At 65.5% G+C, this 15,382-nt stretch carries 16 protein-coding genes and 1 pseudogene; 13 read left to right on the top strand and 4 right to left on the bottom strand.

Annotation, left to right across the window (positions count from 1 at the left end; all coding sequences use genetic code 11):
- Window positions 1–28: 28 nt before the first annotated feature.
- Entirely contained in the window at window positions 29–1,519 is a 1,491-nt protein-coding gene (locus MH112_RS13125) for a sodium:alanine symporter family protein (protein WP_296568481.1), read from the bottom strand.
- A 190-nt stretch (window positions 1,520–1,709) separates the two neighbouring features.
- On the opposite strand from MH112_RS13125, the gene MH112_RS13120 reads away from it, so the two are divergent.
- The 3 genes from MH112_RS13120 (at window position 1,710) to MH112_RS13110 (ending at window position 4,584) form a co-directional block, all read left to right on the top strand.
- A complete protein-coding gene (locus tag MH112_RS13120; RefSeq protein WP_296568479.1) occupies window positions 1,710–3,014 on the top strand; it encodes a M20/M25/M40 family metallo-hydrolase in 1,305 nt (434 codons plus the stop codon).
- A gap of 94 nt (window positions 3,015–3,108) precedes the next feature.
- A complete protein-coding gene (locus MH112_RS13115; RefSeq protein ID WP_296568477.1) occupies window positions 3,109–3,792 on the top strand; it encodes a hemolysin III family protein in 684 nt (227 codons plus the stop codon).
- A 153-nt stretch (window positions 3,793–3,945) separates the two neighbouring features.
- A complete protein-coding gene (locus tag MH112_RS13110; protein WP_296568475.1) occupies window positions 3,946–4,584 on the top strand; it encodes an exopolysaccharide biosynthesis protein in 639 nt (212 codons plus the stop codon).
- Between the two features lie 37 nt (window positions 4,585–4,621).
- On the opposite strand, the gene proC is transcribed toward MH112_RS13110, so the two are convergent.
- From proC to MH112_RS13095, 3 genes are all read right to left on the bottom strand, one after another.
- Complete coding sequence (gene proC, locus MH112_RS13105; RefSeq protein WP_296568473.1) at window positions 4,622–5,416, bottom strand: pyrroline-5-carboxylate reductase; 795 nt, start codon at window positions 5,414–5,416, stop codon at window positions 4,622–4,624.
- A 64-nt stretch (window positions 5,417–5,480) separates the two neighbouring features.
- Entirely contained in the window at window positions 5,481–5,984 is a 504-nt protein-coding gene (locus MH112_RS13100) for a YbjN domain-containing protein (protein ID WP_296568471.1), read from the bottom strand.
- A 147-nt stretch (window positions 5,985–6,131) separates the two neighbouring features.
- Window positions 6,132–6,362, bottom strand: coding sequence for an accessory factor UbiK family protein (locus MH112_RS13095; protein WP_296568470.1), 231 nt, complete (start codon window positions 6,360–6,362; stop codon window positions 6,132–6,134).
- Between the two features lie 115 nt (window positions 6,363–6,477).
- Here MH112_RS13095 and lgt point away from each other — a divergent pair.
- The 10 genes and pseudogenes from lgt to MH112_RS13045 form a co-directional block, all read left to right on the top strand.
- A pseudogene (gene lgt, locus MH112_RS13090) lies at window positions 6,478–7,278 on the top strand (prolipoprotein diacylglyceryl transferase); the annotation flags it as partial.
- 97 nt (window positions 7,279–7,375) lie between these two features.
- Window positions 7,376–8,437 (top strand): SAM-dependent methyltransferase, encoded by a 1,062-nt coding sequence (locus MH112_RS13085; protein WP_296568468.1) that lies wholly within the window; start codon window positions 7,376–7,378, stop codon window positions 8,435–8,437.
- A 2-nt stretch (window positions 8,438–8,439) separates the two neighbouring features.
- Window positions 8,440–9,219: a peptidoglycan editing factor PgeF gene (gene pgeF, locus MH112_RS13080; protein WP_296568465.1), complete on the top strand. Its 780-nt coding sequence runs from the start codon at window positions 8,440–8,442 to the stop codon at window positions 9,217–9,219.
- Window positions 9,220–9,292: 73 nt separating this feature from the next.
- Entirely contained in the window at window positions 9,293–10,228 is a 936-nt protein-coding gene (locus MH112_RS13075; protein ID WP_296568464.1) for a ribose-phosphate pyrophosphokinase, read from the top strand.
- Between the two features lie 135 nt (window positions 10,229–10,363).
- Window positions 10,364–11,395, top strand: coding sequence for a hypothetical protein (locus tag MH112_RS13070; protein ID WP_296568461.1), 1,032 nt, complete (start codon window positions 10,364–10,366; stop codon window positions 11,393–11,395).
- A gap of 123 nt (window positions 11,396–11,518) precedes the next feature.
- On the top strand, window positions 11,519–12,118 hold the full coding sequence (locus tag MH112_RS13065; protein ID WP_296568460.1) for a 50S ribosomal protein L25/general stress protein Ctc: 600 nt from the start codon (window positions 11,519–11,521) through the stop codon (window positions 12,116–12,118).
- 39 nt (window positions 12,119–12,157) lie between these two features.
- Entirely contained in the window at window positions 12,158–12,784 is a 627-nt protein-coding gene (gene pth / locus MH112_RS13060) for an aminoacyl-tRNA hydrolase (RefSeq protein WP_296568459.1), read from the top strand.
- 71 nt (window positions 12,785–12,855) lie between these two features.
- Window positions 12,856–13,953 (top strand): redox-regulated ATPase YchF, encoded by a 1,098-nt coding sequence (ychF, locus tag MH112_RS13055; RefSeq protein WP_296568457.1) that lies wholly within the window; start codon window positions 12,856–12,858, stop codon window positions 13,951–13,953.
- A gap of 67 nt (window positions 13,954–14,020) precedes the next feature.
- A complete protein-coding gene (locus MH112_RS13050; RefSeq protein WP_296568455.1) occupies window positions 14,021–14,692 on the top strand; it encodes a dienelactone hydrolase family protein in 672 nt (223 codons plus the stop codon).
- Window positions 14,689–15,381 carry a dienelactone hydrolase family protein gene (locus MH112_RS13045; protein ID WP_296568454.1) on the top strand — a complete coding sequence of 231 codons (693 nt, stop codon included), beginning with the start codon at window positions 14,689–14,691 and terminating at the stop codon, window positions 15,379–15,381. Before MH112_RS13050 ends, MH112_RS13045 begins: the two co-directional genes overlap by 4 nt.
- The last annotated feature ends 1 nt before the right edge of the window (window position 15,382 follow it).

The following is a 15,382-nucleotide window of genomic DNA, read 5'->3' as shown; positions in this document are numbered from 1 at the left end:
TTCCAGCACCGATCCTGCCTACGCAGCCCTAGTCGTGGTCGGGACCAGCCTTCCGATCCCCCTTGGCCAGCTTGAAGACCACCCCCGAGAGCAAGGCCAAGGCCAGGAGATTGGGCAAGGCCATGCTGGCGTTGGCGATGTCTCCCAGACGCCAGACGAAGGTGATTTCCTGAAACGAACCGACGAAAATCATCACGACCCAAAGCAGGCGGAACGGGATGGCCATCTTGTCCCCAAACAGATGGGTGACTGCCCGCTCCCCGTAATAGCTCCAGGTCAGCAAGGTGGTGAACACGAACAGGATCAGGGCCACCGACGCCACCAGGGCCCCGATGGAGAAGCCGAACACCTCCAGGGGGAAGGCCGTGGCAAAGGCCGCCTCGGTCATGGCGAAGCCATTGAGGTCAGAACTCCAGACCGCAGATTGCATCACTGTGACGCCATCGGCACCCGTGGCCGGGAAGGCCCCCTGGACGGTGAGCAACACAAGACCGGTGGCGGTGCAAATCACCAAGGTGTCGATGAAGGTGCCCATCATGGCGAAGCGACCCTGACGGGCCGGATCGTTGGTTTGGGCGACCGCGTGGGCAATGGGGGTCGAACCCTGGCCGGCCTCATTGGAGAACAGACCCCGGGCGACGCCGAACCGGATGGCCATGATCATACCTGCACCGAGAAACCCACCGGTGGCGGCGTGTCCGGTGAACGCACTTTCAAAAATGGTGGCGAAGGCACCAGGCAGCGCCTCGATGTTCAGAGCCACGGCGATGATCGCCATGGTGAAATAGGCCAGGGCCATGGTGGGCACGACCTTCTCGGCGATGGAGCCGATCGATTTGATACCGCCGATGATCACCGCGAACACGGCGGCAGCGACGATCAGACCGGCCACCCATTCCGGGGCCCCCGTCAGGCCATGGATCGAGTCGGCCACGGAATTGGCCTGGATCATGTTGCCGGTGGTCACCGACGAGAACAGGGTGCCGATGCAGAACAGGACGGCCAGCCAGCCCCACTTCTTGCCAAGGCCGCGGCGGATATAGGTCATGGGGCCGCCACGATAGGTACCGTCTGCGCTTTGTTCCCGATAACGAATGGCCAGCGAGCCCTCGGCGAAGGCCAGGGCCATGCCGATCAGCGCGGTGATCCACATCCAGAAGAGCGCCCCAGGTCCCCCCAACGTGATGGCGGTAGCCACCCCGGCCAGGTTGCCGGTGCCAACCTGGCCCGACAGCGCTGTCGAGAGGGCTGCAAAGGGTGAGATCTCTCCCTTTTTGCCATCCCCTTCGGCGTCAGCGTCCTTTTCACTTTTGAACAGGCCTGCAAAGGCCTTGCCCAGGTGGGTGATGGGATAGAACCGAAGGCCGAACATCATCCATAGGCCAACCCCTAAAAGGGCAATGACCATGGGCGGGAAAGGTAGGACCGACACCCCATTCCAAGTGCCCACCCAGATGAAGTCGCTGACATTTATCACCTGGTCGTAGAAGGCCTGAACGGCGCTGTTGTCTTCCGACATGAAGGTCCCCCTCACCCGCGCCCGACGCGCGAAGGGCCGAACCTAGCTCCCCCAGCGCGGATTTGACCAGCGCCGTCGCATCAACGGCGCAGACCACTCGCCTGTGACGAAAGGTATGTGCGCTGTCAGAGCGATATGCGCATCATGGTGCCTGCCCAGCAGACATGGTTGCCGAACAAGGACTTTATGAATGACGATTCGCCCCCGCCCTGCCCCCCTGGCCCGCCTGTCAGCCGCCGTGACCCTGGCCGCGACCTTGGTTTTTGGCGGCCCCGCCTTGGCCGCCGAGACGCGAACGACGGCGATCGCAGACAGTCCGGTTTTCGCCAAGGCAAAGGCACACCTGGCCAAGGACTTCGAGCGGACCGTCGGCGAGATCATCACCCTCACGGAAATCCCCGCGCCGCCATTCCAGGAGGCCGAACGGGCCAAGGCCTACCTCACCATGCTCGAGGCCCACGGTCTGACCGAGACCGCCATGGACGCCGAGGGCAATGTCATGGGGCTGCGTCGCGGATCTGGCCCGGCGGGCGGGCCCCTGGTGGTGGTGTCTGCCCATCTGGATACAGTGTTTCCCGCCGGAACCGACGTGACTGTGCGGCGGGAGGGCACGAGGCTGATGGCACCGGGCGTCGGCGACGACACCCGCTCCCTGGCAGCCATCCTGGCCTTCATCCGGGCCATGGACGCCGCAGGCGTAGTCACCGAGAAGGATATCCTGTTCCTCGGTACGGTTGGGGAAGAGGGCCAGGGAGATCTGCGCGGAGTGCGCTACTTCTTCACCCGAGGGGCCTACCGCGACAGGGTCAGCGCCTTTTTCTCCTTCGATGGGTCTGATCCCACCCGGGTCGTCACCGGGGCCGTGGGCTCCAAACGCTACCGCACCTTCTTCCGGGGCCCAGGCGGGCACTCCTATGGGGCCTTTGGTTTGGTCAACCCCATGGCGGCCATGGCCCGGGCAACGGCCAAACTCTATGAGATCGAGCCGCCCCTGTCGCCGCGCACCACCTATTCTGCCAGCGTCACCGGCGGTGGGGTCTCGGTCAACTCCATCCCGGCCGAGGTCTACACCGAATACGACATGCGCTCGGAGAGCCCCGAGGCCCTGGCCCAGCTCGAAGCCCAACTGCTGGCCATCTTCCAGGAGGCCGCTCAGGCGGAAAACGCCGCCCGCTCTACCGTTCAGGGCCCGATCACGGTGGAGCCCCTGGTGATCGGCGATCGCCCGGCTGGGGCCACGGACCCCAATTCGGACCTGGTGCGCAGCGTGGTGGCGGCCATCACCCACGCCGGCTACAGCGCCAGCCTTTCAGCCTCATCCACCGACTCCAACATCCCCATGAGCCTGGGCATCCCAGCGGTCACCATGGGCTCGGGCGGAACCGGGGGCCGTGCCCATGCCCTTGATGAGTGGATTGACGTGGAGCCGGTTGAGAATGTGCGCGGCATGGCCGTCGGCCTGCTCGCCATCCTGTCAGTGGCTGGCGTCGAGTGAGGCGCCGGGGCCGCAGTCGCAGCATTCCTGACGGCGCGCGGCCCCCCTGGCCTAGGCGCCCGCCACTGGCGGAGCGTACAAGGCGGTCACAAATATGAGCATTCCTGCAGTCCAGACCCTGAAGCCTCCCCGCCACTATCCGACTCCGTCGGCCAAGTGCGCGGACCTCTGCGTTCATGTCATCGGCCTGACAGCGGCCTTGATCGGCGGCGGCGTGCTGATCGGCCTGTCAATCTGGCGGGGTTCACCTGTGCTGACCACGGCGGTGGTGATCTATTCCGCCGGCCTGCTGCTGATGCTCGGCTGTTCCACCGCCTACAATTTCGCCCCGGCCCGTCACCGCCCCCTGCTGCGGCGTCTCGATCATGCGGGGATCTTCATCATGATCGCCGGCTCCTACACCCCCTTCACGGTGGCCGGGCTGAGCGGCGTGTGGGCCATCGCCATGACGGCGGCGATCTGGGGCGTGGCGGCGTTAGGTGTGGCCGGAAAGCTGTTTCTCAGCGGTCTCGATCGCAAGGTGTGGGTGGTGATCTACCTGGCGCTGGGCTGGGCGGTGGTTGTGGCGCTACGGCCCCTCATGGCCGCACTGCCGGGAACAGCCATGCTGCTATTGGCCATTGGTGGGGCGGTCTACAGCATCGGGGTGATCTTTTACATGATGCGCCGCCTGCCCTTCCGCCGCGCCATCTGGCATGGCCACGTGTTGGGCGGGGCCGGCGTCCACTATGCAGCCGTTTTGGTTGGCGTCGTTTTCGGACAACAGGCCGCCGCCTGAGGCCATCCAAATTTTGGGTAGGGCCTACCGTCGTGGACGCCAAGCCACAAGAGCGCCCCTTTCGACCATAAGATGTGTTTGAGGGGGTGCAATTTTTCCCCGGCGCGTCCATGTGAACGCCACAGCCGAAACCCCAAGCCCGCAGGTCCGACCGTGGTCGACGACGTCCACCGTTTCTCCGATATTCTCGCCGGTCTCGCCGATCGCCCGAACCCGAAGGTGACGGTGGCCGACGTGCTTGAGGCGTTCGGAGACCGGGCCTTTGGTGCCGTCTTGGCGGTATTTGCAGCCCCCCTGGCCCTGCCTATGCCGCCGGGGGTCTCGGCGATTCTCGGTGCGCCCCTGATCTTCATCGCCTTTCAGCTGATGATTGGTCGCCCGACCCTCTGGCTGCCCAAGGCGTTGATGAGCCGCTCCATGCAAAGGGCGGAGTTCCAGACCATGGCCGTTCGCCTGGCACCCCATCTGCAACGACTGGAACGCCATTTGCGGCCCCGCTGGCGCTTTCTCTATGGACGGGTAGCAGATCGTTTCATTGGGGCGGTCTGCGTACTTCTGGCGGTGATCGTCTTTCTGCCCATTCCCTTTGGGAACATGCTGCCCTCCTTCGCCATCGCAGCCTTCGGGTTCGGGCTTCTGGAGCGCGATGGTGTGGCGGGTCTGGTGGGCGCCGTGGCGGCCGCTCTCAGCGTGATCATTCTCGCCCTGATCTGGAACGCCCTGATCTTGGCGGCGATCACCTTCGTGAACGCCCTGGGCGACTCCTTCGATAGCGTGATCCGGCTGTTCTAAATTCGAGCGGCCTTGGGTTCGGGACCAACAGGCAGAGTCAGAGCGCCAGCGCCCTGGACCTAGCGGCCGCTGCAGCCACAGCGTCTTTCAGCAGAGGCTCAAATCCCCCTGGGCCCATCAACACCTCCAGCGCCGCCTGGGTCGTCCCCCCCGGCGAGGTCACCTGCTGGCGCAGCGCAGCGGGGTCGACGCCGCTTTGCGCCATAAGTGCTGCGGCACCTGAAATGGTCGCTCGGGCCAGGGTCTGGGCGGCCTCGGGGGTCAGTCCCGCCGTGACCCCGGCGGTCTCCAGGGCTTCCACAAAGGCGTAGAGATAGGCCGGTGCTGATCCTGAGACCGCCGTGGCCGCATGCATCAGGGTCTCATCCTCCAGGTCGACTACCGTGCCTACGGCGGTGAAGAGGGTCCGGGCGATCTCAGATGCTCTTGGATCGGGGGCAAACAGGCTGGCCGTACCCTGGCCGATGGCTGCAGCCGTGGTAGGCATGACCCTGGCTACGGGCCGCCCGCCAAAGGCCTCGGAGATGTCGGCGGCGCGGACCCCGGCAGCAACCGAGACAATGACCGCCTCAGGTGCCAAGCAGCCAGACACCGCCGCAGCGGCCTCGCGCCAGAGTTGGGGCTTCACCGCCAGGAGAACACAGGCGGCCTTCCCCATGCCGGCCGCGTCCGGATCATGACGGGCCCCTTCGCTGATCGCCGCCAGGGCCTCCTCGCCGGGATGGGGATCGGTGATCATGAGGTCGCTGGGCGCCAACAGCCCTGCCCTGCGCCATCCGGAAATCAGGGCCCCGCCCATGCGACCGGCACCCAGCATCAGCAATGGCCCCATAGGTGTCTCCCCGCCTGTCATGACCCGCAGGTTCTAATCAAGCTCGGGGCCTGGGGCGAGACCTTCAGGCCTCGCCGACCGTCTCGAACATGCAGGCGGCCATGGCCTCAGCCGGCGTCTTGGCACCGCGGACCATGAAATCAAAGGCCGGGAAGAAGCGGTCTGCCCCTTCCACCGCAATGTCGATCATGGCGGCCGCCTGGGAGAGGCTCGGTCGCTCCGCGCTGGTCAGGGCCATGGCGTGGCGGAAGACGATTTCCCCGTCATCCCAAAGCTCAAAGTGGCCCAGCCACAGGCGTTGGTTGACGAGGCCCACAAGCTCATGAGCCGGGATCCGGGCCTCAGGCGCGACGGTGTGGCCAAGCGCCAGGCAAAGCTGCAGGCAATCGGCCTCAGGTCGCCAGGCAAACCAGAGCTCATAGTCCTTCCACTCCCCGGCCAGGGTGAAAGCCAGGTCGCCGTCTTCAGTACGGTCAAACTCGAGGTTCTCGGCCGTGAGCACGTGTTCGACGACGTCCAGGGGATCAAGGCCGAGGACGACGTCTTCGTCAGGCTGGGGCATATCCATGGAACCCACGGTCCTTTCGCTGCGGTGGATCAGGCGCAAGGCCCGAACGACTCACCGGCAGTCGTGAAACTAATCTGCTTCGCAGGGGACCTGTCACCGGCTTCTTCCGGAGAGCGAGCCCCCTTCGCGTATTCGTGAACGCGGGGGTCAGTCGCTGGAGGGTTGATCTCGGAGGGCCTGAATGTCGGCTCTCAGAGCGGCCACCTCGGCCTTGAGGGCTTCGAACTCCTCGCGCCGGATGAGGTCCAGCTCCGCCGCCGCCCGGTCGGCCTGGGCCCGGAAGGCGGACTTCGCCTCTTCGCTGGCGGCCTGAGCCATACCCATGGCCGCAGTGGTCAGCTTGGCGATTTCGTCGAGGAAGGGGTTCTGGGTCTGCATAGGAGGCTCAAGAGGCGCGGAACCGAGCGCCGCGCTTCATCAATATGGGGCGCCGGGGGATGAATGCGAAGGCCTTGTCGGCTAAACAGGGGTGAATAGGCTGGAGAACGCGCCGGTGCCCTTCCCTGATTTCGAACCGATCCTGATCCAGATCGGGCCCTTTGCTATCCGCTGGTACGCCCTGGCCTATGTGGCCGGAATCCTGATCGGCTGGCGCTATGTGGTGAACCTGGTCCGCAATCCCGGCTTGGCACCCGTGCGGGGCCCGGCAGCCAATCCGGCGCAGATCGATGACCTGATCCTCTGGGTAACCCTGGGCATCATCCTGGGCGGTCGGCTCGGTTACGTCCTGTTCTATACCCCGGCAACCATCTGGACGAACCCCCTGGAGATCCTGCAGGTCTGGCAGGGCGGCATGAGCTTCCACGGGGGTGCCCTGGGGGTCGCCATCGCTGTCGCGGCTTTCGCGCGGTCCAATGGTATCGATCTTCTGCGCCTTGGAGACCTTGTCGCCGCCTGTGTGCCCATCGGCCTGCTGTTTGGGCGGATCGCCAATTTCATCAATGGCGAACTGTGGGGTCGCCCCACCGAACTGCCCTGGGGGGTGATCTTCCCCGGCGCCGGGCCCTATCCCCGCCATCCCAGCCAGCTCTACGAGGCCATTCTTGAGGGGCTGGTGCTGTTCATCATCCTGCGCCTCGCCACCCACAGGGGCTTCTGGCTGGAACGTCGCGGCGTGGTGGCCGGGCTGTTCCTGGTCGGCTATGCGGTGTTCCGCACCCTGGTGGAGCAGGTGCGCGAGCCTGATTCCTACCTGCCGGACTTCCCGCTTGGCCTGACCATGGGGATGATGCTCAGCCTGCCCATGCTGCTCGGGGGTGCCTTCCTGATCTGGCGGGGCCTGCGCGAGCCGGTTCCGGCCCCAGTGGCAGCATCGGCACCGCCGCCGTCCGAAGCCCCGCCCAATGCAACAGCTGAGGACCCCTTCCGCATCCGCTCGGCCCCGGGGTCCGATGGCCCTGCGTGAGCGGCTGGCTGGCCAGATCGCGGCCACAGGCCCCTTAAGCCTCGCCCAGTACATGACGATCTGCCTGCATGATCCGCAGGAGGGTTATTACGCCACGCGCCCAGGCCTTGGGGATCGGGGGGATTTCATCACCGCCCCGCTGGTCAGCCAGATGTTCGGCGAGCTCATCGGCCTGTGGGCTGTGGCCTGCTGGCAGGCCATGGACAGGCCCTCCAGGTTCCGGCTGGTGGAGATGGGCCCCGGGGATGGAACCCTCATGCTCGACCTGCTCCGGGCTGGCCAGACTGCGCCCGAGTTCATCGAGGCCGCCGATCTCTGGCTGGTGGAGGTGTCGGGGCCTCTGAAGGCCGTCCAGGGCGCGCGCCTGGCCTCAGCGACGCCTCAATGGGCCGACACCCTCGACGCCGTCCCTGACGGTGTGCCGCTGATCCTGGTGGCCAATGAGCTGCTGGACTGCCTGCCAGCTCAGCAGTTCGTCCGCACCGAAAGGGGCTGGGCCGAACGGATGATTGGCCTGGATGATGAGGGCAACCTGACCTTTGGCCTGTCGGCGACCTTGCCCCCTGAGGCTTGGCCTGGACCTGTTGGTGCCATCGTGGAGACCTCGCCGGCCCAGGCCGCCCTTGGGTCGCAGATCGGTGCCCGCCTGGCCACCTGTGGCGGCGCCGCCCTGTTGATCGACTATGGACCTGCCCAGGATGACGCAGGCGGTGATACGTTCCAGGCGCTGAAGGGCCACAGAAAGGTTGATCCCCTGGCCTTTCCCGGTGAAGCCGACCTGACCGTCCATGCGGACTTCAAGGCGGTTGCCAGGGCCGCTGAGGCAGAAGGCGCGCAGGCAAGGCCGCTTCTGACCCAGGCCCAGTTCCTGCAGCGACTGGGGATCGAGACCAGAGCCTCCCGGCTGGCCCAGGCAAGGCCTGACCTGGCCGACAAGATCGGGCGGCAGTTCGACCGCCTGACCGCCCACGATCAGATGGGAACTCTGTTCAAGGTCCTGGCCCTGCACGGGCCAGGCTTCACCCCGCCCGCCTTCGAGACGGACTGACCATGACCAAGGCCGCCGCCCTGCCTGTAATCACATCCCCGCTGCTCTCAAAGGCAGGCTTGCGCCACGCCTTCTTCACCCGAGCCGGAGGGGTGTCCAGCGGGCTCTATGCCAGCCTGAACGTGGGGTCGGGGTCAGCCGATGCCCCTGAGGATGTGCGCGAAAATCGCCGCCGGGCTGCGGCCCATTTTGGCTTGTCTGCAGAGGCTCTGAACACTTGCCATCAGGTTCACTCCGCTCGGGCCGAAATCGCCACCCGGCCCTGGGGGCCAGACCGGCCTGAGGCCGACGGGGTGGTGACCGCCACCCCTGGCCTGATCTGTGGGGCCCTGGCTGCTGATTGCGCGCCGATCCTGCTGGCAGATCCTGAAGCTGGGGTGGTGGCGGCGGCCCATGCCGGGTGGAAGGGCGCGCTCACCGGGGTCGTCGAGGACACTGTGGCCAAGATGGTGAGCCTGGGGGCGCGGCGGGACCGCCTGCTGGCGGCGGTGGGGCCGTGCATCGGCCAGGCCTCCTATGAGGTCGGTCTGGAATTCCTGGAACGGTTCATTGCAGCCGACAGCGCCAGCATGGCGTTTTTCAGCCCAGGCGCTGCGTCAGACAAGCGGCAGTTCGACCTTCCAGCCTTCGTGCTGGCGAGGCTGGCCGCCGCTGGGGTCGAGCATGCGGAGTGGGTTGGTCGGGATACCTGTGCGGAGTCCGAGCACTTTTTCTCCAACCGCCGGGCGTTTCAACACGGTGAAGCTGACTATGGGCGGCTGCTCTCGGCCATTGTCCTCTAGGTGAGGGTTGCCCGGACTCGCCCCCCTGCATTAAAGCCCCGCTGACGGATGCGGATCGACCCTGGGGAATCTCATGAAGCTGCTGGCGGGCAATTCTAATCAGGCTCTCGCCCAGGCCGTCTCCGACCATCTCGACATCCCGTTGACCCGGGCGCAGGTCAAGCGCTTCGCCGACAACGAGGTCTGGGTGACCATCGACGAGAACGTCCGCGGCGAGGATGTGTTTGTCATCCAGTCCACCAGCTACCCGACCAACGACAACCTGATGGAGCTGTTGATCTGCATCGACGCGCTCAAACGCGCCTCGGCCCGTCGGATCACCGCGGTGATGCCCTATTTCGGCTATGCCCGGCAGGATCGGAAGACCGGCGGCCGTACGCCCATCTCGGCCAAGCTCGTATCCAACCTGATCACCCGGGCCGGTGCCGACCGGGTCCTGACCATGGACCTGCACTCAGGGCAGATTCAGGGCTTCTTCGATATCCCCACCGACAACCTGTTGTCAGCGCCCCTGTTGGCCAATGACATCAAGGCTCATTATCCCAAGCCCGACGAACTCATGATCGTCTCCCCCGATGTGGGCGGCGTGGTCCGCGCCCTTTCAGTGGCCAGCCGCCTGAACGCCGAACTGGCGATTGTCGACAAGCGGCGCTCAGGCCCTGGCAAGAGCGAAGTCGCCAACATCATCGGGGATGTGGAGGGCCGGCGGTGTGTGCTGTTCGACGACATCATCGACGGCGGCGGCACCCTTTGCAACGCAGCCCAAGCCCTGGTGGACGGTGGTGCCTCTGAGGTGTCGGCCTATGTGACCCATGGCGTTCTGTCGGGCGCGGCCATCGAGCGGGTGGAAGCCTCTGTGCTGAAAGAGCTGGTGATGACCGACTCCATCAGTGCGCCAGAGCGTGCGGCTTCCACACCGAAGATCCGCTATGTCAGCTGCGCGGCCCTGATCGGCGAGGCCGTTCGACGCATCGCGAACGAAGAATCGGTCTCCAAACTCTTCGACTAAGACCTGTTGGGCCACACCCCACGGGTGAGCCCGCTGGCTAAGCTTGGTGAACAATAGTTTACGATCTACCGGCCATGATCTCGCCGGGCGGAACATGTTATGTTCGCTGGCGTACCTTTAGGGGAAGACTGACCCATGAGCTCGGCTATTGGTTTTCAAAGGGCTTTAACGGCGCTGGCCTTGATTGGTGCTGCGGTGCTCGCCGGGTGCGCGCCCGAGCCCAAGCCCGAACCGCCGCCGCCGCCGCCGCCAGCCGTGGCCCTGGCGCCCTACCTGATCGAACAGGCCAGCGCCTATCGCTTCTACATTTCGCGCTCCTCGGCCATTTCGCCGGTCTTCGGCGATGGGGCGGCGATCGCTGAATCCCTGCGCACAGCCGCAGCCTATGAGCCGGTGCAACTCCTGAAGGGTGCTGTGGCCTATGGCGCCATAGCGGCTTTGCAGGACCCAGACTTTGTCGCAGCGGTCCGCCGCTATTCCGTCAATCCTGAGACCCGCGCGCAGATGATGGCGGAGCTGGTGGCCAATCCCACCTATGCGGCCAATTTGCCGGGCGCCCGCAGCGCAGCAGGCCTGGTTGTCGCCGCCTATGGGGCGGAGGGCCAGCAGCTGTTCCGCACGGGCGCGGCGGTCAAGCAGGCGGCCTATGACGTGCAGAGGGCGCGCTGGTCCCGGGCTGACGTGGAAAACCGCGCCCTGCGCCTGTCTCAGGCCAAGGCCCTGTCGGCGACGCCGATTGTCGGCGATGTTGAGGAGACCGCGCGTCTGCAGCAGGCCGCCATGGGCGCAGCCGTCCTGAACCTGTCATCCAGCCCCGTCGATCCGCCCTACAGCCGCATGGTCTCCCGTAGCCTGGCTGTCGCGGCTCTGGCGGTCCTCGGGGAGGCCGGCGAGAATCGCGCCGATCTCCTGACGGCCGTCATGGTGGAACCCACCTCCGCCTCCTGCCTGAACATGGCCAAGCTAAATCTCTACCAGTGCCTGGCCGTCTCCAAGCCGCACTATGAGGATGTGTTCTGCCTGGGGCAGCACGCGCTGATGGACACCGGACAATGCCTGGCCAAGGGCGCTGGTCTGGCCGATCCGGCCAAGATTACCCCGGTTCAGGTGGCTGAAACTGTGGCCGTGTCCGAGGCTGGGGCCTTCAGCCCGGCTAAAACGCGCTGAAGTCAGCGGGCGCCGTTGCCAGAGGGTCAACTTCTGTGTAATGACGCCGACCTTCCGATCCCCCATGGGATCGCGACCCACGCCGCGCGGGTTCGCGCGGCGGTTTCGTTTTGAGGCAGGGCGATGGCCGATATCGTATTGAACGTGGAAGTGCGTGAGCAGACTGGCACCGGCGCTGCGCGCAGTGTGCGCCGCAGCGGCAAGGTCCCAGGCGTGCTTTATGGCGGCGCCAAGGATCCGGTGGCGATTGCCGTGCCGGCCAACGAGTTCCGCAAGGCGCTCTACACGGGCAAGCTGCTGGGCCACCTGGTGACCCTGAAGTATGGCGACGAGACCCAGCCGGTCATCGCCAAGGCCATCGACATGCATCCGGTGACCGATGAGCCGTGGCATTTCGACCTCTATCGGGTTGACGAGCATCAGCAGATCAAGATTTCGGTGCCTGTGCACTTCATCAACCAGGAAGAGTCCCCGGGCCTGAAGCGCGGCGGCACCCTCAATGTGGTGCGTCATGACGTCGAGCTGTCCTGCCCCGCCGATGCCATCCCCGAAGAACTCGTCTTCGACCTGACCGGTCTGGACATTGGCGACACCATCCGCATCTCGGGCTTCAAGCTGCCCAAGGGTGTGACCCCCACTGTCGACCGCGACTTCGTCATCGCCACCCTGGCCGGCAGCTCGGCTCAGGCGGCACAAGACGCCGCGGCTGACGGCGAGGCCTAAAGCCTCTCCGCTAAGGACAGGCCCAAACCGGAAGGTCGCATGCTGATCCTGGCCGGTTTGGGCAATCCTGGACCTCGCTTTGCCGGCAATCGGCACAATGTGGGGTGCATGGCCGTCGACCAGATTGCGCGCCGCTGGGGCTTTGGCCCGGAGCGATCGCGCTTTCAGGGATTGGCCCGTGAAGGCGTGATCGAGACGCCGCAGGGCGCCATCAAGGCGCTGATCCTGAAGCCCCAGACCTATTACAACGACAGCGGCAATGCCGTGGGCGAGGCGCTGAAGTTCTATAAGCTCTCACCAGCTGACCTCGTGGTGTTCCATGATGAGATCGATCTCGCGCCGGGTCGCTTCCGCATGAAGGCCGGCGGCGGGGCCGCTGGCAATAACGGCATTCGCTCGATCACTGGCCAGGTCGGGCCAGACTTCCGCCGGGCCCGTCTGGGGGTCGGCCACCCGGGCCACAAGGACCTGGTTCAAGGCCACGTGCTGTCGGACTTCCACAAGGTCGAGCAGGCCTGGTTGAACGACCTGCTTTTGGCCTGCGCCGACGCAGCCCCCTTGCTGGCGGCCGGTGAGGACGAAAAGTATCAGGCCGAGGTCATGCGCCTGGCCCCAGCCGAGAAGGCCGACACCCGGCAGCTGCGTCAGGACCGCGAGACCCCCTGAGCGCCCGCCGCTGACGACATTTCCGACCGGCTCAGCTAAGACGACGCCGGTTCCATTTCTCCGAGGACTCCATGGCTCTCAAAGTCGCCATCGTCGGCCTGCCCAATGTCGGCAAGTCCACCCTGTTCAACGCCCTGACCCAGACGGCGGCGGCCCAGGCGGCCAACTATCCATTCTGCACCATCGAGCCGAACGTCGGGGATGTGGCGGTGCCCGAACCGCGTCTTGAGGCCCTGGCCAAGATTGCCGGCTCCAAGGAAATCATCCCGGCCCGTATCAATTTCGTCGATGTGGCCGGCTTGGTCCGGGGCGCCTCCAAGGGCGAGGGTCTCGGCAACCAGTTCCTGGCCAATATACGCGACTGTGATGCCGTGGCCTTTGTTGCCCGGTGCTTCGAGAACGACGACATCACCCACGTCGAGGGCCGCATCGATCCCATCGCCGACCTGGAGATCATCGAGACCGAGCTGATGCTGGCCGATCTGGAGAGCCTGGAGAAGCGCGTCGCCAATCTCGATAAGCGCGCCAAGACGGGGGACAAGGACAGCGCCAACACCTTGCGTCTGGTGAAGCTGGCCCTCGAAGAGCTCAATGCCGGCCGGCCGGCCCGCACCGCCAAGATCGCCGAGGAAGACGAAAAGGCCTGGCGGATGCTGCAGCTCCTGACCTCCAAGCCGACCCTCTATGTTTGCAATGTGGACGAAGGTGACGCGGGAACCGGCAATGCCATGTCGGTCGCTGTGGCCGAGCGGGCCAAGCGGGATGACGCCGAGAGCGTGGTCATCTCTGCCCAGATCGAGAGCGAGATCGCCATGCTGGACGCCGCCGAGCGGGCGGAGTTCCTGGAGACCCTGGGTCTGGAAGAGCCGGGCCTGAACCGGATGATCCGCGAGGCCTTCAAGCTGCTCGGCCTGCAGAGCTATTTTACCTGTGGCCCCAAGGAGACCCGCGCCTGGACCATCCCTGTGGGTGCCACCGCCCCCCAGTCGGCCGGGGTCATCCATACCGATTTCGAAAAGGGCTTCATCCGGGCCGAAACCATCGCCTTTGATGACTACATCAAGTTCAACGGTGAAGCCGGTGCCCGCGACGCCGGCAAGCTGCGCCAGGAAGGCAAGGAGTACGTCGTCCAGGACGGCGACGTGATGAACTTCAGATTCAACGTCTAGGCCTCGTCCAGGGGACGTGACAGGTGCCCGTCTGTGGTCCTAGGCTTCGCGCCAAGGGAGACCAGCCATGGGCGAGACCATTACACTGAAGAGCAGCGCCGACGGCTATGAGCTGTCGGCCTATCACGAGGTACCGTTCACCCCGCGCAAGGGCGGGGTCATCGTGCTGCAGGAGATCTTCGGCATCGACCAGTATGTCCGGGCCGATGTGGAGCGCTGGGCCAAGGCTGGCTACGAGGCCATTGCGCCGTCCTTGTTTGACCGCCGAGAGCGAGGCTTCACCGCCGGCCACGACGCAGACGGCATGGCCGCCGGCATTGCACACGCCCGTGCCACGCCGATGGAGCAGGCCCTGGCCGACATCGCCGCAGCCCGGGACTTCCTGTCGTCCCGGGGCAAGGTCTGCGTGGTGGGCTACTGCTATGGCGGCTCGCTGGCCTGGATCAGTGCGTCCAAGGTCGAGGGGATCGCAGCGGCTTCCAGCTATTATGGCAGCATGGTCAAGGCCAATGCCGATCTGCCGCTGGCCTGCCCGATCATCGTCCACCTCGGCCACACCGATCCAGGGATCAAGGCCGACGAGGTGGAAGCCGCCGTCAAGGCCGCTCACCCCGACGTCCCCGTCTATGTCTATGAGGGCGCGGGCCACGGTTTCAACAATCAGAGCCCTGAGCGCTATCACGAGGAGGCCGCCGACCTCGCCCGCCTGCGGACCCGCGAACTGTTCGAAAGCGTATGAGCCGGGCCGGGGAGACCATCCGTCTGGAGAGCCGGGCCGACGGGTTTTCCTTTGACGCCTACCATGTGAAGCCCGGCGACGCCCGGCGGGGTGGTCTGGTGCTGATCCAGGAGATCTTCGGCGTCACCGACCATATCTGCGAGGTGGCCGACAGCTTCGCCGAGGATGGCTATGAGGTGATCGCGCCGGCCTTCTTCGACCGGCAGCAGCGGGGCTTTGAGGCAAGCTACGACCCCGACGACATGGCCAGGGCCGTGGCCCTGTCCCAGGCCGCGCCCTGGGACCAGGTCGCAGGCGATGCCCAGAGCGCCATAGACGCCCTTCAGGGGCCGGTCTTTGTCGCCGGCTTCTGTTGGGGCGGGGCGGCCAGCTGGGCGGTGGCGGCGCGCTGTGAGGGCGTGTCAGGGGCATCCTGCTTCTATGGGCGGCGGATCAGCGAGCTGCTGGATGAGGTGCCCCGCTGTCCGACCATCCTGCACTTCGGCAAGACCGACGCCTCGATTCCGCTGGAGAAGGTCGAGGAGATTCGCACCCGCTATCCCGACCTGCCCGTGCACCTCTATGACGCCGGCCACGGGTTTGCCTCGGACCGGCGCAAGGACTTCCACCCCGACGCCGCACGTCTTGCCCGCCTGCGCACCCTGCAGCTGTTCGCCCGCAGCAGCGGCGGTCGCGGCGAGGGGGCCTGAG

It is taken from the genome of Phenylobacterium sp. (assembly GCF_022402485.1).
In the GTDB taxonomy this organism is placed as follows: Bacteria; Pseudomonadota; Alphaproteobacteria; order Caulobacterales; family Caulobacteraceae; genus Phenylobacterium.
Note: the sequence above shows the minus strand (reverse complement) of the source record. Positions and strands in the feature narration are given on the sequence as shown.